At 68.7% G+C, this 21,702-nt stretch carries 20 protein-coding genes; 10 read left to right on the forward strand and 10 right to left on the reverse strand.

From position 1 onward, the window contains the following. Positions 1 to 25: 25 nt before the first annotated feature. On the forward strand, positions 26 to 481 hold the full coding sequence (locus G542_RS0108885) for a GNAT family N-acetyltransferase (protein WP_012695585.1): 456 nt from the start codon (positions 26 to 28) through the stop codon (positions 479 to 481). A 43-nt stretch (positions 482 to 524) separates the two neighbouring features. Beyond that, positions 525 to 947, forward strand: a complete 423-nt coding sequence (locus tag G542_RS0108890; protein WP_027823922.1) for a hypothetical protein — start codon at positions 525 to 527, stop codon at positions 945 to 947. Here G542_RS0108890 and G542_RS0108895 read toward each other — a convergent pair. Continuing rightward, a complete protein-coding gene (locus G542_RS0108895; protein WP_155826633.1) occupies positions 932 to 2,479 on the reverse strand; it encodes a diguanylate cyclase domain-containing protein in 1,548 nt (515 codons plus the stop codon). The two genes, G542_RS0108890 and G542_RS0108895, sit on opposite strands and share 16 nt — an antisense overlap. Before the next feature lie 54 nt (positions 2,480 to 2,533). On the opposite strand from G542_RS0108895, the gene G542_RS0108900 reads away from it, so the two are divergent. After that, positions 2,534 to 4,387, forward strand: a complete 1,854-nt coding sequence (locus G542_RS0108900) for a ribonuclease catalytic domain-containing protein (protein WP_027823924.1) — start codon at positions 2,534 to 2,536, stop codon at positions 4,385 to 4,387. Here the strand turns inward: G542_RS0108900 and G542_RS18505 are convergent. Next, positions 4,384 to 4,524: a hypothetical protein gene (locus tag G542_RS18505; protein WP_155826634.1), complete on the reverse strand. Its 141-nt coding sequence runs from the start codon at positions 4,522 to 4,524 to the stop codon at positions 4,384 to 4,386. The two genes, G542_RS0108900 and G542_RS18505, sit on opposite strands and share 4 nt — an antisense overlap. A gap of 296 nt (positions 4,525 to 4,820) precedes the next feature. Here G542_RS18505 and G542_RS0108910 point away from each other — a divergent pair, with 296 nt between their 5' ends. Continuing rightward, the gene (locus G542_RS0108910; RefSeq protein WP_027823925.1) at positions 4,821 to 5,213 is read left to right on the forward strand and encodes a hypothetical protein; all 393 of its coding nucleotides are present in this window, start codon (positions 4,821 to 4,823) and stop codon (positions 5,211 to 5,213) included. A gap of 41 nt (positions 5,214 to 5,254) precedes the next feature. Continuing rightward, positions 5,255 to 5,743, forward strand: coding sequence for a YbhB/YbcL family Raf kinase inhibitor-like protein (locus G542_RS0108915; protein WP_012695578.1), 489 nt, complete (start codon positions 5,255 to 5,257; stop codon positions 5,741 to 5,743). A gap of 332 nt (positions 5,744 to 6,075) precedes the next feature. Here G542_RS0108915 and ruvB read toward each other — a convergent pair whose 3' ends face one another. Then, positions 6,076 to 7,113 (reverse strand): Holliday junction branch migration DNA helicase RuvB, encoded by a 1,038-nt coding sequence (ruvB, locus tag G542_RS0108920; protein ID WP_012695577.1) that lies wholly within the window; start codon positions 7,111 to 7,113, stop codon positions 6,076 to 6,078. A gap of 99 nt (positions 7,114 to 7,212) precedes the next feature. Then, positions 7,213 to 10,155: a FimL-related protein gene (locus tag G542_RS0108925; protein WP_162142346.1), complete on the reverse strand. Its 2,943-nt coding sequence runs from the start codon at positions 10,153 to 10,155 to the stop codon at positions 7,213 to 7,215. Positions 10,156 to 10,262: 107 nt separating this feature from the next. Between G542_RS0108925 and G542_RS16425 the strand changes: the two genes are divergently transcribed. From G542_RS16425 to G542_RS0108940, 3 genes are all read left to right on the forward strand, one after another. Then, on the forward strand, positions 10,263 to 11,381 hold the full coding sequence (locus G542_RS16425; protein WP_012695575.1) for an efflux RND transporter periplasmic adaptor subunit: 1,119 nt from the start codon (positions 10,263 to 10,265) through the stop codon (positions 11,379 to 11,381). Beyond that, positions 11,378 to 14,419 carry an efflux RND transporter permease subunit gene (locus tag G542_RS0108935; protein WP_027823928.1) on the forward strand — a complete coding sequence of 1,014 codons (3,042 nt, stop codon included), beginning with the start codon at positions 11,378 to 11,380 and terminating at the stop codon, positions 14,417 to 14,419. The genes G542_RS16425 and G542_RS0108935 overlap by 4 nt, the downstream gene beginning before the upstream one ends. Before the next feature lie 95 nt (positions 14,420 to 14,514). Next, entirely contained in the window at positions 14,515 to 15,402 is an 888-nt protein-coding gene (locus G542_RS0108940) for a helix-turn-helix transcriptional regulator (RefSeq protein WP_027823929.1), read from the forward strand. Here G542_RS0108940 and G542_RS0108945 read toward each other — a convergent pair. From G542_RS0108945 to G542_RS0108970, 6 genes are all read right to left on the reverse strand, one after another. Next, positions 15,347 to 15,931, reverse strand: coding sequence for a LysE family translocator (locus G542_RS0108945; RefSeq protein WP_027823930.1), 585 nt, complete (start codon positions 15,929 to 15,931; stop codon positions 15,347 to 15,349). The genes G542_RS0108940 and G542_RS0108945 overlap by 56 nt on opposite strands. A gap of 100 nt (positions 15,932 to 16,031) precedes the next feature. Further along, positions 16,032 to 16,712 (reverse strand): type 1 glutamine amidotransferase domain-containing protein, encoded by a 681-nt coding sequence (locus tag G542_RS0108950; RefSeq protein ID WP_027823931.1) that lies wholly within the window; start codon positions 16,710 to 16,712, stop codon positions 16,032 to 16,034. Positions 16,713 to 16,807: 95 nt separating this feature from the next. After that, positions 16,808 to 17,125, reverse strand: a complete 318-nt coding sequence (locus G542_RS0108955) for a monooxygenase (RefSeq protein ID WP_012695570.1) — start codon at positions 17,123 to 17,125, stop codon at positions 16,808 to 16,810. Positions 17,126 to 17,629: 504 nt separating this feature from the next. Beyond that, positions 17,630 to 18,391 carry a pseudouridine synthase gene (locus G542_RS0108960; protein ID WP_244878694.1) on the reverse strand — a complete coding sequence of 254 codons (762 nt, stop codon included), beginning with the start codon at positions 18,389 to 18,391 and terminating at the stop codon, positions 17,630 to 17,632. Further along, positions 18,388 to 19,908: a ribonuclease G gene (gene rng, locus G542_RS0108965; protein ID WP_012695568.1), complete on the reverse strand. Its 1,521-nt coding sequence runs from the start codon at positions 19,906 to 19,908 to the stop codon at positions 18,388 to 18,390. The genes G542_RS0108960 and rng overlap by 4 nt, the downstream gene beginning before the upstream one ends. 1 nt (position 19,909) lies before the next feature. Beyond that, positions 19,910 to 20,518, reverse strand: a complete 609-nt coding sequence (locus tag G542_RS0108970; protein WP_012695567.1) for a Maf family protein — start codon at positions 20,516 to 20,518, stop codon at positions 19,910 to 19,912. Positions 20,519 to 20,605: 87 nt separating this feature from the next. Here G542_RS0108970 and crcB point away from each other — a divergent pair, with 87 nt between their 5' ends. Together crcB and G542_RS0108980 are read left to right on the forward strand one after the other, a co-directional pair. Then, positions 20,606 to 20,986 carry a fluoride efflux transporter CrcB gene (gene crcB / locus G542_RS0108975; protein WP_012695566.1) on the forward strand — a complete coding sequence of 127 codons (381 nt, stop codon included), beginning with the start codon at positions 20,606 to 20,608 and terminating at the stop codon, positions 20,984 to 20,986. A 117-nt stretch (positions 20,987 to 21,103) separates the two neighbouring features. Then, a complete protein-coding gene (locus G542_RS0108980) occupies positions 21,104 to 21,646 on the forward strand; it encodes an antibiotic biosynthesis monooxygenase (protein ID WP_012695565.1) in 543 nt (180 codons plus the stop codon). The last annotated feature ends 56 nt before the right edge of the window (positions 21,647 to 21,702 follow it).

Consider the following 21,702-nt stretch of genomic DNA (forward strand, 5'->3'; position numbering starts at 1 on the left):
CCGACCGTTTTGCCGGAGAAGCCGTATGCCAATCAGCTGGACCTGCCTGCCGTTTGCCGATCTGGGCGTCGATGCCCTTTATGACTGCCTTGCCCTGCGCGACGCGGTATTCGTGGTCGAACAGGATTCGGTCTACGGCGATGTCGATGGCCTCGACCGTGTCGCCCTGCACCTGCTCGGCCGCAACGACGCGGGCGAGCTGGTTGCCTACGCCCGCCTGCTGCCACCGGGCAGCAAGCGCGCCACCGAGGTCGCCATCGGCCGCGTGGTGATCACGCCGGCCGCCCGTGGCTGCGGCCTGGGCAAGGTGCTGCTGGCCGAAGCCGTGGCCGCAGCCCGCAGCCGCTGGCCAGGCGTGCCGCTGTGGCTGTCGGCGCAGGTCGACAAGCTGGGCCTGTACGCCTGCTTCGGCTTTGTCGCCGAAGGCGAGGCCTACGACGATGGCGGCATCCTGCACCGCGACATGCGCGCACCGGGCTGACGCAGCCACGACCGGAACCGGCTCCTGGCGCCGGCGACCGGTCATGCGGCAAGGACCGGTTCCGGCCCGTCAAGTGTACCAGGCCGCAACGCAGGCATTTGCTGCCCCGCCCGGCTACAACCTGCTGATCCAGCTCGCCTCATCGCTGTGCCTGATCCCGTACTTCCTGTGCGCCGCCTTCGGCCTGAAGACCGCCACCCGGCCGGGAGCGCAGGCGGGCGCTTTCCTCGTCACCAGCGCCGTCGCCACCCTCTACGGCGCCTGGCTGATCTACGCCGGCGGCCTGAGCTTCCTGCTGATGTCGATGATCCTGTACGCCCCGGGCATTGCCTTCTTTGTCTACGCCCGGCGCGAACGCGGCCTGCCGGCCTTCGTCACCGGCGTGGAAAAAGGCTTTGCCGGCCTGATCGTGACGCTGGCACTGGTCGCGCTCTACATGATCGCCAGCGGTCAGCTGGCACTCTGACCGGCCCCGTCTGCCGGCCCGTCCACGGCCGGCAGCGGCCAGTCCCGCAGGCGCGGCAGCCACACGGCGGCCGTGTCGCCCGGTTCGGCCCGGCACACCGCAGCGGTGAAGCGGGCTGCCGTCGTCCGCAGCCCGTCCTCGGACTGCCGGGCGGCAAAGGCCAGCGCCAGGCTGGCCAGCAGCGCGTCGGCCGTTTCCTCACCGGCATCCGGCAGCACCAGCACGAAACGGTCGCCGGCCATGCGGCCCACCACGTCATGCCGGCGCAGGCGCTCGCGCAGCAGCCGGGCCAGCGCCAGCAACACCCGGTCGCCCACCGCATAGCCCTGCTGCCGGTTGATGTCGCCCAGTCCGACAATGTCGAGCACCGCCAGCGTCAGCGGCTGGTGCTGGCGGGCCGCGCGGGCCAGCTCGGCGTCCAGCCGGTCGGCCAGCGCCCGTTCGGCCAGTACGCCGGTGAGCGGATCGGTCGCCGCCCGTGCCCGTCGCACGCGGTGCAGGCGTGCCGCATTCAGGGCCGCGGCCGCCAGCGCCTCGGCCTGTACCGGCTTGTCGAGCCACGCCGCTACCGGCGCCTCCGGATTGGGGCGGACCGGATGGCGGGCATCGGCCGCCAGCATCACCACCGGCACCGGGTCGTCCACCCGCGCCTGGCGCACGACGTGGACAAACTCCAGTCCTGGTCCTTCCGGCAGGCGCTGGTCCACCACCAGCACATCCGGCGAAAAGCGGATCAGCGCCTCAAAGCCGGTGCTGCCGCTGTCTGCCACGCGGGTATCCATGCCGTGCTGCGCCAGCGTGCCGGCATACCAGTCGGCCAGCTCGGGCGCGGCCTCGACCACCAGCGCCCGCAGGGGTGCCGGGTCCAGCCGCGGCGCCAGCCGGGCCAGGGCATCGGCCAGTTCGTCGCCGGCCAGCGGCCACGGCAGAAAGGCACGCGCGCCCAGCCGCACGGCGTTCAGCCGGGTGGCGTAATCGAGTTCGGGTGCCAGCAGCAGCAGCGGCACGTCGGCCAGCCGGGTCTGCATCAGTGCCGTGAGGGCGCCGTCGATGCCGGCGTCCAGCCGCAGGACGGCCAGCACGGCCGGCGGCCGGGTGTCGAGCAGGCTGACCAGTTCGGCCGACGAGCCGACCCGCAGCGGATGCACGCCGGCCCGGCCCAGCTCGCGCAACAGCCGGCTGGCATCCAGTTCGGGCGGCAGCCACAGCACCACCCGGTCGCTGGCGGCCACCAGCGCGGGGGGCGGTACGGGACGGCCCAGCTCGTGCAGGGTGGCCAGCCGGGCCCGCAGGGCCGGCACGAAGGCAGCCGGCACCTCGCCCTGTTCGCGCGCCTGGCGCACGGCGTCGTGCAGGAACCGGGCAAAGCCCTGTGCGCCGCGTGCCAGCTCGTCGGCCTGCGTGCGCTCGGCCTGGCACTTGAGGTTGAGCGCCAGATACGCCAGGTGCGCGGCCAGCGGCGTGTCCCACTGGCGGGCCAGCAGGGTGCTGTCGCGGTCGATGGCCATTAGGGCTTCCACAATCTCGGGCATGGCGGCCTCCGGGGTATAATCGCCGCCTTTTCGAGTTCCGGCAGGCCCCGAATCATGGCGACGAATGTATTTTATGAAGAAAGCGGCAGCTTCAAGGTAGGGGCGATCATGAGCGAGACTGATGCCAGTCTTCAAGTCGAGGCCCCGCACGGCAAGCGCTCCAAGATCAAATCGGCCACGGTGCTGCTGCGCTTTAATTCGGCGCTGGCCGACTTCATGCCGGCGGTCGAAGCACTGGCAGCCGACCTTGACCTCGACTTCCTGTGGGAGTGCTGCGGCGAGGACGAATTCGACGCCGCCGGCCTGGCGGCCGACTACTTCGGCCAGACGCCGTCGGCCATCGAAACCGCTGCCATCAGCCTGCGCCTGCACGAAGCGCCGATGTACTTCTACAAGAAGGGCCGGGGCCGTTACAAGGCCGCGCCGGAAGAATCGCTGAAAGCGGCGCTGGCCGGACAGGAAAAAAAGCGCCTGCAACAGTTGCAGATCGATGCCTGGGTGGAAGAATGCCGCGCCGGCCGGCTGCCGGAAGCGTGGCGCCCGCACCTGATGTCGCTCCTGTGGAAACCGGACAAGAACACGCTGGAATGGAAAGGACTGGAAGCCGCCTGCAAGGCGCTGGCGCTGTCGCCGCTCAAGCTGGTGGCCGAACGCGGCGGCATCGGCTCGGTGCCGGACTACCTGCTGGCAGGCTTCATCATGGAACACTTCCCGCGCGGACGCGGCTTCCCGGCCCTCGACCTGCCGGTGGCACCGGCCGAGCTGCCGGCGGCCAGCGTCGAGGCCTTCTCGATCGACGACTCGGCCACCACTGAGATCGACGATGCACTGTCGCTGACCCGGCTCGCCAACGGCAACTGGCAGGTGGGCGTGCACATTGCCGCGCCGACGCTGGACGCGCCGCGTGACGGTGGGCTGGAGCAGCTGGTGTTCCAGCGCCTTTCCACCGTGTATTTCCCCGGCGACAAGATCACCATGCTGCCCGACGAGGTGGTGGGGGTGTTTTCGCTCAACGAGGGGCAGTACTGCCCGGCGGTGAGCGTGTATTTCGAGGTGACGCCGGAATTCGAGATCATCGGCCACGAAAGCCGGGTCGAGCGGGTCAACATTGCCGCCAACCTGCGCCACGACTGGCTGGAAACCGTGTTCAACGAAGAAACGCTGGCCAGCGACACCGGCCGCGATTATCCGTACAAGGCCGAACTCACCACCCTGTGGCAGTTTGCCAATGCGCTGGAAGTGCGCCGCGGCAAGGCCGACACCAATGCCACCGTGCGGCTGGACTACAACTTTGCCATCGTCGACGGCAAGGTCGTGCTGACCACCCGGCGGCGCGGGGCGCCGATGGACAAGCTGGTGAGCGAACTGATGATCCTCGCCAACTCGACCTGGGGCGGTGACCTGGCCGCCGCCGGCATTCCGGCCATGTACCGCGCCCAGACCGCCGGCAAGGTACGCATGACCACCGCCGCCGAACCTCACGTCGGCCTTGGCGTGGCGCAGTATGCCTGGGCCACCTCGCCGCTGCGCCGGGCCGCCGATTTCGTGAACCAGCAGCAGATCGTGGCGATGATCCGGGGCGAAACGCCGCGCTACAAGCGCGGGGACGCCGACCTCTTTGCCCGTCTGCGCGACTTCGACCAGGCCTACAACGCCTATGCCGACTTCCAGTACCAGATGGAACGCTTCTGGTGCCTGCGCTGGTTTACCCAGGAAAACGTCAGCGACGTGACCGCGCTGTGGGTGAAGGACGACCTGGTGCGCATCGACGGCCTGCCGCTGGCGGTACGCGTGGCCGGCCTGCCGGAGATGCAGCCCGGCGAGCGGGTGCGCCTGCAAGTGGCGCGCATCGACGAACTGGCGCTGGAAATCGAGTTCCGCGTGCTGGGCAAGGCCGAAACGGCCTAACGGCGGCGCCGGGCCGGCAGCGACTGCTGCTGGCTGTCGCTGCCGCGATAGCGCTGCCAGAGCTTCCAGCCGACCAGGGCCATGATGGCCAGCAGCAGGGGCTTGAACATCGACTTGAACAGTTTTTTCGGTTTCATGGGCAGGGCCGGAACAGGGATGTGGAACCGCCATCTGAACACACCAGCATCAGCCACAGCTTAAGGCGGCCGACGTGCTGACCGCTGCGGCCGTCCCCGCGACCGCCCGGCGTCGCGGCTGGTCCGCCGGCGCCTGCCGCTGCTACGCTTCATGAGCGTGATTGTCTGCACCACGACAATGCCGCTATACCAATAGCGCCGCCCACGAGCGGCGCTTGGTGCTTCCGGGCACCGACTGACTCTTGCAAAGGGAAATCCGGACGCCTGCCGCGCCCGTCAACCGGAAGATCCCTCCGATGAAATTCGACAGCCAGTTTTTCCTTGCCGGCGCCTCGGTGCTGGCCGTGCTCTTTTTCGTCCACGGCGACTGGGCGCTGCTGATCGTGCCGATCCTGCTGATGATCGCCGGTATTGCCCGCCACGACCTCGAGCGTGCCCGCGAGCTGGACGAAGACTGTGCCCGCCAGCTACTCGACCGTCCCGGTACGGCCATGCTGCCGCTCGACGGTTTCCGCGGCCGTGGCCTGATGTTCTACCACGGCGGCCAGCCGGTATTCCGCACGCTCGACGACCGTGACAGCGTCTGGTGCTACGCCGGTCGGCGCGAGGATTTCGAGCAGCTGCCCGACGACTGCATCTGCATTTATCCCGGCTATATTTACCAGCGCACGGCCAGCCGGCCGTGCTGACGGCTGCCGCGTCCGGCAGCCCCCTGTCAGGAGTCCTGCCGATGCCGACCAGTGGTTTCACCCTCTCCAGTCCCGATTTCGCCGATGGTGCCCGGCTGCCCGATCCCGTGGCCTTCGAGGCTCCCGGCGCCAACATTTCACCCACGCTGGTCTGGCAAGGAGCGCCGGCCGGCACCCTCAGCTACGCCCTGACCTGCTTTGACCCGGATGCACCGACCGGCAGCGGCTGGTGGCACTGGCTGGTGATCAACCTGCCCGCCAGCGTGCAGCAGCTGGCCGCCGGCGCCGGCGAAAGCGATGCCACCCTGCCCGCCGGAGCGCGCCACATGCGCACCGACTACGGCCAGTACGCCTGGGGTGGCCCGCATCCGCCGGCCGGCCACGGGCCGCACCGCTACCAGTTCACCGTATTCGCGCTCGACGTGCCGGCGCTGGACCTGCCGGCCGAAGTCTCGGCCGCCGTGGTCGGCTTCAACCTCAACGCCCATGCGCTGGCCAAGGCCACGCTGACCGGCCTCTACGAACGCTGACGCCTGATCGTGCCTGCCGGCCCGGCCGACAAGTAAAAAAGTAAAAAGGGAGGCCACGGCCTCCCTTGTTTCTGATTTGTCCCTGCGGCGTCCGCCGCACGGGCGCAGCCTTGCCGGACGTTTTCGTGCGCAGAAGCCTCCTCTGTCTCAGCAGCAGATGCCGCCAGGCGGCTTGCGACCGGCAGGATCATCCTCGCTGACACCGCATCCCGAAGGCCGTCTGCCGTCAGCGTGCATCCGGCCCTGTTCCGGGCCTCGCCGTCACGCCCTGATCTAGCCAGCCAGACTGCCGCCGCCGGCTGGCCGCGCACGCACGGCATTCACCCTTTCCGTCAGACCCGCTCCGGCGGCACGAAACCGAAGTGCGTCCACGCCAGTGCCGTGGCCATGCGGCCGCGCGGCGTGCGTTGCAGATAGCCCTGCTGGATCAGGTAGGGTTCGATCACGTCCTCGATGGTATCGGTCGATTCGCCGATCGCCGCCGCCACGTTGTCGAGTCCGACCGGGCCGCCACCGAACTTTTCCAGCACCGCCGCCAGGAGCTTGCGGTCCATCACGTCCAGCCCGGCCGGGTCGACGTCGAGCATCGACAGCGCCGCATCGGCCACCGCCGCCGTCACCACGCCGTCGGCGCGCACTTCGGCAAAGTCGCGCACCCGCCGCAGCAGGCGGTTGGCAATCCGCGGCGTACCACGGCTGCGCCGCGCCACCTCGAAGGCACCCTCTTCGCCCAGCTGCACTTCCAGCAGGCCGGCCGAGCGCCGCACGATGCGGGTCAGCTCTTCCGGGGTGTAAAACTCCAGCCGCGCCACGATGCCGAAGCGGTCGCGCAGCGGGTTGGTGAGCATGCCGGCGCGGGTGGTGGCCCCGACCAGGGTGAACGGCGGCAGGTCGATCTTGACCGAACGCGCCGCCGGCCCTTCGCCGATCATGATGTCGATCTGGTAATCCTCCAGCGCCGGGTAGAGGATTTCCTCCACCACCGGGCTCAGGCGGTGGATTTCGTCGATGAACAGCACGTCGTGCGGCTCGAGGTTGGTCAGCAGGGCGGCCAGGTCACCGGCACGTTCCAGCACCGGGCCGGAAGTCTGGCGCAGGTTGACCCCCAGCTCGCGCGAGATGATGTGCGCCAGCGTGGTCTTGCCCAGCCCCGGCGGGCCGAACAGCAACACGTGGTCGAGCGCCTCGCCGCGCTTTTTGGCCGCCTCGATGAAGATTTCCAGCTGCTCGCGCGCCTTTTTCTGGCCCACGTAGTCGTCCAGCGCCTTGGGGCGCAGGGCGCGCTCCAGTGCTTCTTCCTGGCTGGAGAGCGGTTGCTGGGTCACCAGGCGGCGTGGCGTGCCGCCGGAAAGGGCGTCGGTTTCGATCATGAAGGGCAATATCCTGCGTCACCGGCGAACGGGGTCTTCCGTCCGCCGGGGCTGAGTGTAGCGGCTCGCGCGTTCGCGCTGGGCATATTTGCCGGATGGCTACAGCGTGCCGTGCCGTACGGCCGGGGTCAGCGCCTGCAAGACCTCGACCAGGTCCGGCGCGCCTTCCGGAGCTTCGCCCTGCTGGAGCGAGTGCACCATGTCGGCCAGCACGGCCAGCACGTCGGCGCCGATTTCCAGCACCGGGGCCGGGTCATGCGCACTGGCATCCAGTGCGTCGGCAAATGCCTGCGCCAGCCCGGCCAGCTCCGCCTCGTGCGCCTCGCGTGCCGTCCGCGCCAGCTCGCGCGCATCCTCCACCAGGCCGGCGTCAATGCCGGCCTGCAACGCCCGGGCCCGGCCCTGGGTCAGGCGTTCAAGACTGGCCGGTGCCAGCATGGCCAGCGCCGCCCGTTCGACGGCTTCGTTGCTGGGAGAATCAGCCTGTCGCAGCGGGCTGCCGGCGGCAGACGGCAGTGCATCGACCGGAATGGGTGCCTCCGCCACCGGCGGACTGACCGGCGCCACCAGCGGCATCCCGGCTTCCGGTACGGCTTCAGCCTCCGGTACCTCGGGCGCCAGCGCCTCGCTGTGCGCCTGCAAGGCCGCCCGTTCGGCCTCGCCCAGACGCGGCCAGCCCAGCAGGCAGCGGTCCAGCGTTGCCAGCGCCGCAGCAGTCAGCCCGGCCTCGGCCGGAGTCGGACCGCTGACCGGCAGGTCTTCCGCCCGTTGCAGCAGCACCTGCGCCAGGCGGGTCAGTTCGGGCTCGCCCAGCACCGGCAGGCCCTCGGTCAGGGTCGTCAACGCATCGTGGAACAGGCCGAACTGCAAGGCGCTGCCGTTGGCAATACGCTGCCAGTTTGATTGCAGCGCACCGGTCAGCGCGGCAAAGACGGCTACATCCGGATGCGGCTCCTGCACCAGTGCCTGACGCGGCAAGGCAGATGGCAGCACGGAAACCCGTTCAGAAACCGGCAGGACGGGTTCGGGTTCGGGTTCGGGTTCCGGTTCCGGTTCCGGTTCCGGTTCCGGTTCCGGTTCCGGTTCCGGTTCCGGTTCCGGTTCCGGCAAAGGCGGCGTAGCCGGTGTAGCCACGGCCGGCAGGCTATCCTCGACGACCGGCCACTCCATGTCGTCCGGCATCCCGGACGGCAAGGCGGACTCCACGCCGGCTCCGCCGGGCGGCAGGGCCGGTTCGGCCTCGGTAACCAGCTCCGGCAGGTCAAAATCCGACAGCAACGGCAGCAGGTCATCAGCCTCCGCCTGCACGGACTCAGCCACGGCCTGACCGGCCTCCGGCATCGCCGCGGCAGCCGGGCCGGCGGGCAGGGCTTCAAATGTCAGGTCCAGCTCCGGCACCGTCACTTCTTCGGCCGCGGCCACCACGGACTCTGGCAGCATGTCGGCCAGCACCAGGTCCGGAATGTCCAGCATGTCCGGCACGCTGTCACCGGCCGGAGCTGCCGGCGGCATGTCGCCGGCCGCGTCGTCCATGGGCAACACCAGCTCCGGAATCTCCGGTGTCATGCCGGCAGGCTCCGGTTCCACCAGCATGTCCAGCGCCAGTTCGGGAAAATCGGGCAGGTTTGCCGGGTGCAGCGCCTCCGGAGGCGATCCCGGCTCATCGGCAACGGCATCGGCCTCATCCATCAGGGACGGGAAAGACTCCGGATCGACCGGTTCGAACGTGCCCGGCATGGGCCCGCTGCCCGGCTCGGCAGCCATGTCCAGGACCGGAACCTCTTCGAGGACCGGTAATTCCGGCTCCGTCCAGTCGGCAAGCGGCGTCGCAGCCGGTGTCGCGACCGGCGCCTGCCCGGCCGGCTCGTGCAGGTCAGGTACGACCTCGTCTGCCAGCGACGGGAAATCTTCCGGGCTGACAGTCTCGAACGCCGTCAGGAGGTCTTCGATGCCCGGCCCGGCAGCCGGTTCCGGTACAGGAAGCGGGTCCGGCACCGGCAGCCCGGGAGCCGGTTCATCCTCCAGCGGCATGGCGCCGGATTCCGGCTGCCAGCCAGTCATGGCCTCAGCCACTGCCTCCGGAGACGGTGCCGCGACCGGCGCCTGCCCGGCCGGCTCGTGCAGGTCAGGCACGACCTCGTCTGCCAGCGACGGAAAATCTTCCTGGCTGACAGCTTCGAACGCCGTCAGGGTTGCTTCGATGTCCGGCCCGGCAGCCGGTTCCGGTACAGGGAGCGGGTCCGGCACCGGCAACTCCGGAGCCGGTTCATCGGCCAGGGAGGCAGCCCCTGCGGCCGGCCCTGCCTGCTCTGGCGCCGCCGGCGTGGCGGGCTGTCCGGGCGATGGCAGCTCGACCGTCAGCTCCGGCACCACTTCAGCCAGCTCGGGGATGTCCGGCGGCGCGGCCAGGCCGGCGACCGGCTCCAGCAATGGCAGTTCGGGTGCGGTAGCGTGCAGCAGCGGCTCCAGCTCGGGATGATCCAGCTCGAGGACAAACTCGTCCGTGGCCGGTGCTTCGGTGGCCAGCAACGGCGGTTCGGCAGCGGCTTCGGCGACCAGCGCTTCCAGCTGGCGCGTCAGGTGCCGGCGCACGGCCTCGGCCACTTCGCCGCCACCGCTGACCGAGATGCGCTGCCACAGCGACAGGGCCAGCATCTCAGGCAGGACAAAGGTCTGGGCGGCCAGCCGCCGCACTTCGCGCCCGAGCTGCATCAGCAGGTCGCGGGTCCCCGGATCACGGTCGCGGCAGGTTTCCAGCGCGCCTTCGGCCAGCCAGCAGAACTGGCGGGCGACATCCTGCTGCTGCAGGCTGCCCAGCACGGCCAGCGCTTCGCGCATCAGCTCGACGGCCTGCGGGTGCCCGGTCTTGTTCCACAGCAACAGGCCGCGCTCGAAGTGGTGCAGCTGGTCGGCCGCCAGCAGGGCGCGGTTTTCCATCGGCACGTCCAGTTCGATCAGAAAACGCGGTGCAGGCGCGGCAAGAAGGCGGGCAAGCTCGTCGGCAGTCATGGTCGCAGCAGGAAGAAGCAAGGGGGTATCCATGATAAAGGACTGGTTTCCGGGCGGGTTAGCTGATCCGTCAGGCTTTTTTCATTTTTTATTCACTATTTGCGGCAATGATATGTCATTTGCCCGATTGCCGAGTCGCCATGCCCCGAATCCTTCCGCTCGTCTGCCTGACCTTTCTGCTGGCTGCCTGCTCCGGCCCGTCCGATACGGGCCCTGCCACCAAGGGACCGCCGCCGGTCACCGTGTCGCTGACCACAGCGGCCAGCACGCCGGTGGAAACCCGCGTACGCGCCCTGGCGATGGTCGAAGCGACCCACGCGCCGCAGGTGGTAGCCGAGGTCACCGGCCGGGTGACCGAAGTGCTGGCCGACGTCGGCGACACCGTCAAGGCCGGCCAGCCGCTGGCCCGGCTGGACGCACGCGACGTCAGTGCCAGCCGGGTATCGGCCGATGCCGAGGTGGCACGCCTGACCGCCCTGGCCGACCAGGCCAGCCGCGACCTCAGGCGCGGTCGCGAACTGGCGCAGCAGGGCTTCATCTCGCCCTCGGCGGTGGACGACCTGGTGGCCAAGTCGCATGCGGCCAGCGAGCTGCTGTCCGCTGGCCGGGCCAAGGCCGGCCAGGCCCGCAATGACGAGGACCGCGCCATCGTGCGCGCTCCGATCGCCGGCCGGGTGGACGCCCGGCTGGTGGCCGTCGGTGACTGGGCCGCGGCCGGCAAGGGACTCTTTGTCGTCAATGGCCGGCAAGGCGGCCTGCGCCTGCGCGTCGGACTGGCCGGCCGCGATCCGCGCAGCGTGCAGCCCGGACAGATCGTGCGGCTGGTGACCGATGCCGGCGACACGCTGGAAGTGCCGATCGGCGAAGTGCGCCCTGCCGTCGACAGCGGCAGCGGCGCCATCGAGGCCATCGCCCCCCTGCCCGACACGCGGGCGCTGACCGCCGGACAGTCGGTCGGCGCCGACGTGGTGCTGGCACAACGCGAAGCCATTACCGTGCCGCGCATTGCCGTGGTCGACCGCCCGCAGGGACAGGTGGTGTACCTTGCCAGCGCCGACCGCAACAGCGTCAGCGCACGGCCGGTCAAGACCGGCACGGTGCAGGACGACCGCATCGAAATCCTCGAAGGCCTCAAGGCCGGTGACACGGTGGTGGCTGACGGCGCCGGCTTCCTGACCGACAAGGCCAGGATCCGCGTGCCGGCACCGGCCAAGGCAGCAGCAGCCGGACCGGCCGCCAGGGCGGAGGCGACCAAGTGAGAATCGCCGAGTTTTCCGTCCGCCGGCACGTACTGGCCTTCATGCTGTCGGCGGTGCTGGTGCTGTTCGGCATCGTGGCCTTCAACCGCATCGGCATCGACCGCTATCCCAACATCGACCAGCCGGTGATTTCGGTCAGCACCTCGCTTGACGGTGCCACGCCGGAAGTGATGGATTCGTCCGTCACCCAGGTGATCGAATCGGCCGTCAACAGCGTGCCGGGCATCGACTACATCGAGTCGACCTCGCGCGCCGGCCGTTCGACCGTGCGCATCAACTTCAAGCTCGACAAGAACGTCGACGTGGCGTTCAACGAGGTGCAGGTCAAGGTCAACCAGGCACAGCGCCGGCTGCCGGACGATGCCGACGCGCCGGTGGTGTCCAAGACCGACGCCAACGCCAGCCCGATCATCTGGCTCGGCCTCACCGGCGACCGCACGCCCAAGCAGCTGTACGACTACGCCAACACCGTGATCAAGAAACAGCTGGAAACCCTCGACGGCGTGGGCGAGATCATGGTGCGCGGCCGCGGCGAGCGGGTGATCCGCGTTGACCTCGATCCGGTCCGGCTGGCCGGCTTCGGCCTGACGCCGACCGATGTCAGCGACGCCATCAAGCGCGAACACCGGCAGGCGCCGGGCGGCACCCTCAAGCAGGGCGACCGCGAATACCAGATCAACCTCAACCTCGAATACGGCACGGTCGACGCCCTGCAGGACCTGGTGGTCGGCTTCAAGGGCCAGACCGCCGTGCGGCTGGCCGACGTGGCGCAGGTGGTCGACGGCGAAAGCGAAGTGCGCAGCATCACCCGCTTCAACGGCGAGCCGGGCATCAACATCGGCGTGGTTCGGGTGTCGGGCAGCAACATGGTGTCGGTGGCCGACAACGTGCTGGCCAAGGTCAGGGACAGCGTGCTGCCGGCGCTGCCGCCGGGCATGACGCTGACCGTGGCATCGAACGACTCGACCTTCGTGCTGGAAATGGTCGCCGCGCTGGAAGACCACCTGCTCGAAGGCACCCTGCTGGCGGCCCTGGTGGTATGGCTGTTCCTGCGCAACCTGCGCTCGACCCTGATCGTGTCGCTGGCGATTCCGGTGTCGCTGCTGGGGGCGGTCGCGCTGATGTACTTCCTCGGCTACACCTTCAACACCATCACCCTGCTGGCCCTGCTGCTGCTGATCGGCGTGGTGGTGGACGACGCCATCGTGGTGATCGAAAACATCTGGCGCCTGCGCGAAGAGGGCGAAACCGACCCGATGCAGGCCGCCATCGACGGCAGCCAGCAGGTGGTGTTCGCGGTGATCGCCGCCACCCTCAGCCTGGTGGCCATTTTCGCGCCGGTGGTGTTCCTGTCCGGCCTGATCGGCCGCCTGTTCAACTCGTTTGCCGTGGTGGTGGCCTCGGGCGTGCTGGTGTCGCTGTTCGTGTCGGTGACGCTGACGCCGATGCTGGCCAGCCGCTGGCTGAAAACCATGCCGAAGCACGGCCCGCTGTACCGCCGGATGGAGTCCGGCTTCATCGCGCTGGAAAACGGCTACCGCCGGCTGCTGGCGTGGACGCTGGCCCACCGGCTGTGGGTGATGGGTGCGGCGCTGGTGTGCGTGGCGGCGAGCGCGCTGATCTTCACCTCGATGAAAAGCGAATTCCTGCCCGAAGAAGACGAAGCCCGCTTCCTCGTCAGCCTCAAGACCCCGATCGGCGCGTCGGTCGACTACACCGACCGCAAGACACGCGCCGTCGAGGACATCCTCAACCGCTATCCGGAAGTCAGCAACACGCTGGCCATCGTCGGCGGCTTTGGCGGCGGCCAGGTCAACCAGACCACGCTGATCGTGCGCCTGAAGCCGCGCAGCGAACGGGCCGCCTCGCAAGGCGAGGTACTGGCACGGGCGCGCAAGGACATGGGCCGGATTGCCGGCGTGCGGGCGGCGGCCTTCCCCTTCCCGCGCATCGGCGAAAGCCGCGGCGGCAAGCTCCAGTTTGCCGTGATCGGCCCGACGCTGGCCGACACCAGCGCCGCCGCCACCCGCCTGACCGAGGCGCTGGGCAACGATCCGCGCATCGGCCGGCTCGACACCGACGTCGAGCTGCAACAGCCGCAGCTGGCCATCGACATCGACCGCGCCGCCGCCGCCCGCTACGGCCTGTCGACCCAGACCATCACCGACGCCATCGACCTCTTGTCGGCCGGCAAGGTGGCCGCCCGTTTCTCGGAAAACGGCGAACGCTACGACATCGAGGTCAAGGCAGCCGAATCGGCACTGACCCGGCCGGAATCGCTGGGCGCGGTCTACCTGCGCGGCAGCAAGGGCGACCTGGTGCGGCTGGACAGCGTGGCCCGCGTGCGGCCGATGCTGGGTGCGTCGCAGATCCAGCGCCAGAGCCTGCAATACGCGGTGCAGCTCAAGGGTTCGCCGACCCTGCCGCTGGCCGAGGCGGTGGCACTGACCGAGGCCACGGCGGCCGAGGTGCTGGCGCCGAACATCCGCATCGAGTGGCTGGGCGAGGCACGCGAACTGGACCGCACTGCCGGCCAGCTGGTCTTCACCTTTGCCTTTGCCAGCCTGCTGCTCTACATGGTGCTGGCCAGCCAGTTCAACTCCTTCCTGCAACCGGCGCTGGTGATGCTGGCCGAGCCGCTGGCGGTGGTGGGCGGCCTGCTGCTGCTGTGGCTGACCGGCCAGTCGCTCAACGTGTATTCGGTGATCGGCCTGATCCTGCTGATCGGTCTGGTGGCGAAAAACGCCATCCTGCTGATCGACGTCACCAACCAGTCGCGGGCTGCCGGCCGGCGGGTGGATTCGGCATTGGCCGAAAGCTGCCCGCGCCGCCTGCGCCCGGTGCTGATGACCTCGCTGACCGTGGTGCTGGCCATGCTGCCGGCCGCCATGGGCTTTGGCGCCGGCGCCGAAACCAACGGCCCGCTGGCAATTGCGGTGATCGGCGGCATGGTCAGCTCGACCCTCTTGACGCTGGTGGTGATTCCGGCCGCCTATTCGCTGCTGGAAGGCTGGCGCGAGCAGCGCCGCCTGCGCTGACCGGATGCGCCCTGACCGGAGTTCCCGGCCAGGGCGCTTGACGGCACTGCCGGCCGGTTGCAGGCTGTGCCGTCACCCTGCCGGGATGCCCCGTCATGCCTGCCTCGCCTGCCGTATCGCCACCCTGGCGCTTCTGGCGCCACCCTGACCTGCCCTTCCTTGAGGCGCGCGATGTCACGGACGGTCGCCGGGTCTGCTACGCCCCGCACGCCCACGAAACCTTCTCCATCGGTGCCATCACCGCCGGCCGCAACCTGTACCACCACGAAAAACGGCGCGAGGCCATCGGTGCCGGTGACGTGGTGCTGATGAATCCGGGTGAAGTGCACGCCTGCCAGCCGCTCGAGGCCGGCCAGACGTGGGCCTACCACATGCTCTATGTCGATGCCGGCTGGCTGGCCGCGCTATGGCAGGACAACGGCCGGCAGACGGGCCGGCGCTGGCAGCCGCTGCCGGCCATCCTCTGCCGCCATCCGGCGCTCCACGCCGGACTGGTGCGGCTGGGCGCCACGCTGTTTGACCCGCTGTCCGCTCCGCTGGCGCAGCACAGTGCCGCCATCGGCTTTTTTGAAGGTCTGCAACGGTTTTTCCGGCCGGAAACCGGCCGCAGCCACCTGCGGGCGCCGGACCGGCTGGACCGGGCTGCCGAACTGCTGCATGCCGACTACGCCCGTGCCGTGTCGCTGCCGGAACTGTGTGCCGCCACCGACCTGACCGAGTCGTACCTGATCCGTGCCTTTCGCCAGCGCTACGGCATGACGCCGCACCAGTACCTGCTCAACCGCCGGGTCCAGGTCGGCCGCCGCTTCCTGCGCCAGGGCGAGCCGATTGCCGACGTGGCACTGGCAACCGGCTTTGCCGACCAGGCGCATTTCCAGCGCGTGTTCAAACGGCTGGTGGCCGCCACGCCCGGCCAGTACCACCAGCTCACGCCAGCATGCCCACCGCACAGCCAGCCAGCAGCAGCGCCAGTCCGCGATTGAGCCAGCGCACCCGCTGCGGGCGCGTCAGCACCTGCCGCAGGCGGGCGCCCATCCCGGCCCAGCAGGCGATAGAGGCGTAGCAAACCACGGCATACACCGCCGCAAACAGCCACAGGCTTGCCGGCACGGCCGGCGCGACATAGGCACCGGTGCCGGCCACGGCGGCCAGCCAGGCCTTGGGATTGAGCCACTGCATGGCGGCCGCTGCCGTCAGCGAAGGACGGACCGGCGTTTCGTCCACCGCCAGCGCCCCGTCATCGCGGACCAGTTGCCACGCCAGCCAGAAGAAATACAGTCCGCCGCCCCACTGCACGGCCAGCAGCAATGCCGGCCAGCGCAGCAGCACGGACTGCAAGCCGATGCCGGTCAGCACCAGCAGCAGCACAAAACCGAGCGTGGCTCCGGCCACGTGGCGCTGGGCCGGATACCAGCCGCAGCGGTGGCCGGCCGCCAGCGCCACCAGATTGACCGGCCCGGGCGAAATCGACATCACCAGGGCAAACACCACCATGTTCCAGAACGACTGCATGTCCGGCACCTCCATCAAGCATCGGGATGCTGCGGAAGCTACGCCGGAGCGGCCTGCCGGTCTTGAACGAAACTGCCCTGGCGGAGGGTGCCGGCCGGGCCTAGGCCAGCCGCGCCAGCAGGCACTGCGCGGCAGAGGCCGACGATGCCGGATTCTGGCCGGTAATCAGCAGGCCGTCCTCGACCACGAAACTGCCCCAGTCAGGACCCTTGCGGTAATCGGCCCCTTCGGCCCTGAGGGCGGTTTCCAGCAGGAAGGGCACGGCGGCCGACAGCCCGACCGCGTCCTCTTCACTGTTGCTGAAACCGGTCACCTGGCGGCCGGCCACCAAAGGCTGGCCTTCGGCAGTCCGCGTCCGCAGCAGGACGGCCGGAGCATGGCAGACGGCGGCCACCGGCTTGCCCTGGCGGACAAAGTCCTCGATCAGCGCCACCGAGTCGGGGTCGGTGGCGAGATCCCACAGCGGCCCGTGGCCACCGGGATAGAACACGGCATCAAAGTCATCGGCCTTCAGGCCGGCCAGCCGGACGGTTCCAGCCAGTCGCGCCTTGAGCGCCGGATCAGCGTCAAACCGGCGGGTGGCGTCGGTCTGGAATTCCGGCAGTGCGCTTTTGGGATCGACCGGCGGCTGCCCGCCGGCGGGAGAAGCCAGCGTCAGCGTCACGCCGGCGTCGGCCAGCACGTAATAGGGGGCAGCGAATTCCTCGACCCAGAAGCCGGTCGGGTGCCCCGTGTTTCCCAGCCGGTCGTGGCTGGTCAGTACCATCAGAACGTTCGGCATGCCATCTTCCTCCTTGACAGGACTGCGGGCCGGACCGGCCCGGTGCCCGCAAGATAGTCAGCCTGGCAGCCGGCGGCAACGCCGCCTGCCCGCGCTCAGACCAGCGGGCTGCGGGTCAGCGCGCCCAGTGCGGCGTTGGCGCCGAAATAGCGGGCACGGACCGATTCGACCCCGAATGCGCGCAGCCGCTGGCTGTGCTTGGCCAGATAGGCCTCGGCCTGGGCCCGTTCGGCAAACACGTACCAGCCGCCGGCCACGCCTTCGTCGCGGTTTTCGGTCCAGATTTTCCACAAAAGCCCCGGCTCGGCGGCAATATCGGCCGCCAGCCCGCCGGCCGTGGCAGCGGCCGCCAGATCGGCCCCCCACGGACCGGCATAGTCAAAATCGATCTGCAACAGGACGGGTGCGGACATGACAACTCCTTGGTAGCGGGCAATGCCCGGACAAAGGACAAAAGCGTATAGGGACTTGCCCTGTCTGTCAGCCCCGACAGCCTTGGGCAGATGTGGCGGTCACATGAGCATGAGGAGGCATACCGGTAGCCGGCACGGCGATAACGGCAGTACGGGCTCCGGTACGTACGGTGCGGACTGCACCCGTGGGCACGCTGACAGCCCGCATGCCCTGGTGCGGGAGCGGGAGCGGGAGCCGGCCAAAAACACGCAGAGGGAGGCCGGCCCCGCCGTATCTGTGTCTGGCCTGTGTCTGGCCTGTGCCTGTGCCTGCGTGAAGAATACACGCCAGACCCACGGGCCCGGACTGCTGCCGGTCACGTACCGGCATTCACGAAACGGGTTGCTTCGGGCTGCATGCCCGGGCCAACCGATGAGCCCGCGCAAACGGAAGCGGGGCAGGCAGCCCGGCGGCGGCGCATACGGCCAGGCTCTCGGACCGCGACGGCGCATCCTGCGGCTCGGTCAGGCAGCAGACGGCCGGACCAGCGGGGCGGGCAGGGCGGCATCCCAGCCCAGAGCACTGACCACCCGGGCAAAATCGTCGGCCAGCGGGCAGTCCAGCGCCAGCCGTTCGCCAGTGACCGGATGGATGAAGCTCATGCCGGTGCAGGCCAGCAGCAGGCGTGACACGCCAAAGGCATCGGCAAAGGCGCGGTTGTGGCGGCTCTTGCCGTAGCTGGTGTCACCGATGATCGGGTGGCTGACGTGCTTGAGGTGCCGGCGCAGCTGGTGACGGCGGCCGGTGTGCGGCGTCAGCTCCACCAGCGCATAACGTGAGGTGGGGTAACGGTCGACCGCCCACGGCAGCTCGGTCGTGGCCAGAGTGGAAAAGCCGGTGACGGCCGGCTGCGGCTCGGCCTCGCGCGAGGCGCCGGGCGCATAGGCGTCGACGATGCGCGCCAGCGGGTGGTCGATGGTGCCGGCGGCGTCCGGCCAGCCGCGCACGACGGCGAGGTACTGCTTGTCGACCGCCTGCGCCTCGAACGCCATCGACAGCAACCGCCCGGCTTCGGGCGTCAGCCCCAGGAGCAGCAGGCCGGAGGTGGGCTTGTCGAGCCGGTGGCTGCTCCAGACCTTCTGCCCCAGCTGGTCACGCACGATCTGCAGGGCGAAGCGGGTTTCGTGGCGGTCGATCTCCGAGCGGTGCACCAGGAGGCCGGCCGGCTTGTGCACCGCCACCAGCCAGTCGTCGCGGTAGATCACCGGCAGGATTTCAGCGCTCACAGCAGTACCACGTCGAACTGTTCCTGGTTGTATTCGGCCTCGACCTGCAGGGTGACCGGCTTACCGACAAAGTCGGCCAGCATGGCGAGGCTGTGCGATTCCTCGTCCAGAAAGAGGTCGATGACCTGCTGGGCGGCGAGGATGCGGTAGCCGCGCGCCTGGAACTGGCGGTGTTCGCGCACCACTTCGCGCAGGATTTCGTAGCACACCGTCTGCGCGGTCTTGATTTCACCGCGTCCCTGGCAGACCGGACACGGTTCGCACAGCACATGCGACAGGCTTTCGCGCGTGCGCTTGCGGGTGATTTCCACCAGCCCGAGGCTGGTGAAGCCGTTGAGCGTGACCCGCGTACGGTCGCGCGCCAGGCTGCGCGCCAGCTCCTGCAGCACCATCTGCCGGTGGTCTTCGTTGTCCATGTCGATGAAGTCGACAATGATGATGCCGCCGAGGTTGCGCAGCCGCAGCTGGCGGGCGATGGCGTGCGTGGCTTCCAGGTTGGTCTTGAAGATGGTTTCGTCAAAGTTGCGCACACCGACAAAGCCGCCGGTGTTGACGTCGATGGTGGTCATCGCCTCGGTCTGGTCGAGGATCAGGTAGCCGCCGAACTTGAGGTTGACCCGCCGCGCCAGCGCACGCTCGACTTCGGTTTCGATGCCGTGCAGTTCGAACAGCGGCCGTTCGCCGGCGTAGCGCTCGATTTTCGGCAGCGACTGGGCGACGTACTGCTGGGCAAATTCGACCATCTTGCCGTAGTTCTCGGTCGAGTCGACCACCACCTTTTCGGTGGTGTCGCTGACCATGTCGCGCAGCACCCGCAGCGCCAGTTGCAGGTCCTGGTACAGGAGCGACTGCGCCGGCATGGTGGCGCCACGCGACTTGACCACTTCCCACATGCGCGACAGGTATTCCACGTCGGCCGCCAGTTCACCGTCGGTGGCACTTTCGGCCGAGGTACGGATGATGTAGCCACGCGGACCGGTCTCCGGCAGCAGGGCCTCCAGCCGCTGGCGCAGGCCGGAACGGTCGGTATCGGATTCGATCTTCTGCGAAACGCCGATATGCGCTTCCTGCGGCAGCAGCACGAGGAAACGGCCGGCAAGGCTGATCTGCGTCGACAGCCTGGCGCCCTTGGTGCCGATCGGGTCCTTGATCACCTGCACCATCACCGTCTGGCCTTCGAACAGCATCTTTTCGATGCGCTGCGGCTCGGTCGGGTGCTGGCGCTGCTCGAGGATGTCGGCGATGTGCAGGAAGGCGGCACGCTCGAGGCCGATCTCGATGAAGGCCGACTGCATGCCCGGCAGCACGCGCTTGACCTTGCCCAGATAGATGTTGCCGACGATGCCGCGGCTGGCTTCGCGCTCGATGTGCAGTTCCTGCACCACGTTGTCTTCGAGCACGGCCACCCGTGTTTCCTGCGGCGTGATGTTGACGAGGATCTTCTCGGCCAGCCTGACGCTGTCACGCGAGGGCAGGGGGATCGGCTGGGCGGTGGGATGGTCTTTGAGCGAGCCCATGTCAGTTCCCCCGCCGGGTGAGCGGATCCAGCCCGAACGCTGCCAGCAGCCGGCCGGTTTCGAACAGCGGCAGGCCCATGACGCCGGTGAAGCTGCCGTCGAGCCGTTGGGCAAAGAGGCCGGCCAGGCCCTGGATGCCATAACCTCCCGCCTTGTCGAACGGCTCGCCGGTGGCGATGTAGGCGTCGATCCAGCCGTCGGTCAGGGCGGCAAACGTCACCTGCGACACGCTGAGCACGACTTCGGTACGGGCATCGAGCCGCACGGCTACCGCCGTCAGTACCTCGTGGGTGGTACCGGACAGCTTGAGCAGCATGGCCCGGGCGTCGGCGGCATCGACCGGCTTGCCGAAAATCTCGTCGCCCAGCGCCACGGTGGTGTCGGCCGCCAGCACCGGATGGGCCGGCAGTCCGGCCTGTTGCAGCATGTGCCAGCCGGCGGCAGCCTTTTCGCGGGCCAGGCGCTCGACGTACTGGCGCGGGGTTTCGGCGGCGAGGCGGGTTTCGTCGATGGGAGCCACGATGCGCTGGGGTTCAAAGCCCAGTTGCTGGAGCAGTTCGCGGCGGCGGGGACTGGCACTCGCAAGATAGAGGACGGATTCGGCACTCATGGCATGTCGTCATCATCAATTGGAATCCGGAGAGATTACCACGTTGCCCCCTGCCGCCGTGACCGGTGCGTACCTTAGAATGCCGGCATGACTTTCCTGACTTTCATCGTGATCGGCGGCGGGGCCGCGCTGGGCGCCTGGTGCCGCTGGGGCCTGTCGCTGTGGTTCAACCCGTGGTTTGCCGGCCTGCCGCTGGGCACGCTGGCTGCCAACTGGCTGGGGGCACTGCTGATGGGCGTGTGCCTGGCGCTGTTCGGCCATTTTGCCGACCTGCCGGCCTGGATCAAGCTGGGGCTGACCACCGGGTTCCTCGGCGGCCTGACCACGTTTTCCACCTTTTCGGCCGAAATCAGCGCCATGCTGCTGAGCGGCCAGTGGCTGGGCGGCGCGCTGGCGATCATGCTGCACGTACTGGGTTCGCTGGTGCTGACCATCGCCGGCCTGCTGCTGACCCGCAGCCTGCTCTAGGACATCCGGCTGGCGCTGTTCTTGCTTATGCCTTTATCGTAGCGGTTGGCCCGATCCGGGCCGCGACCGTCCGGCACACACCATCCCGTGTGCCGGCATCCAGCGAGAGACGCCATCATGCCGACAGCACCCCTCACCGTACTGGTCACCCGCCGCGTCGATCCGGCCCATCACGCCAGCTTCCTGCACTGGCTCAACACCGGCACCGCACTGGCCGCCTGCCATCCGGGCTTTCTCGGCTGCGGTACGTTCGCACCGCCGGCCGGCAGCCACGACTGGCAGATCGTTTTCCGTTTTCACGACCAGGCCAGCCTTGAACACTGGCAGTCCAGCCCCGACCGGCTGGCATGGCTGGCCGAAGGTGCCGCACTGGTGCATGCCGGCGAGGCCCGCTGCGCGACCGGTCTGGACAGCTGGTTTGCCGCCTCGCCGCCGCCGCGCTGGAAACAGGCCGTGGTGATCTGGATGGCGTTCTTTCCGGTGTCACTGGCCGTCAATGCCTGGCTTGGCGACGCACTGGCCCGGCTGCCGCTGCTGACGCGGGTGCTGCTGATGACTATGGCCCTGACCCCGCTGATGGTGTTCGTACTGGTGCCATTGCTGACGCGCCTTTTGCGGCCGTGGCTGGCGACGGCCCCGGACGTGCGCCTGCGGGTGTGAAGCGGCGCGGGCATTGCCCTGCCTGGCGGTGCGCGGTCTAATGACGCTGTTATTGT

The sequence above is a fragment of the Laribacter hongkongensis DSM 14985 genome, from assembly GCF_000423285.1.
Lineage (GTDB): Bacteria > Pseudomonadota > Gammaproteobacteria > Burkholderiales > Aquaspirillaceae > Laribacter > Laribacter hongkongensis.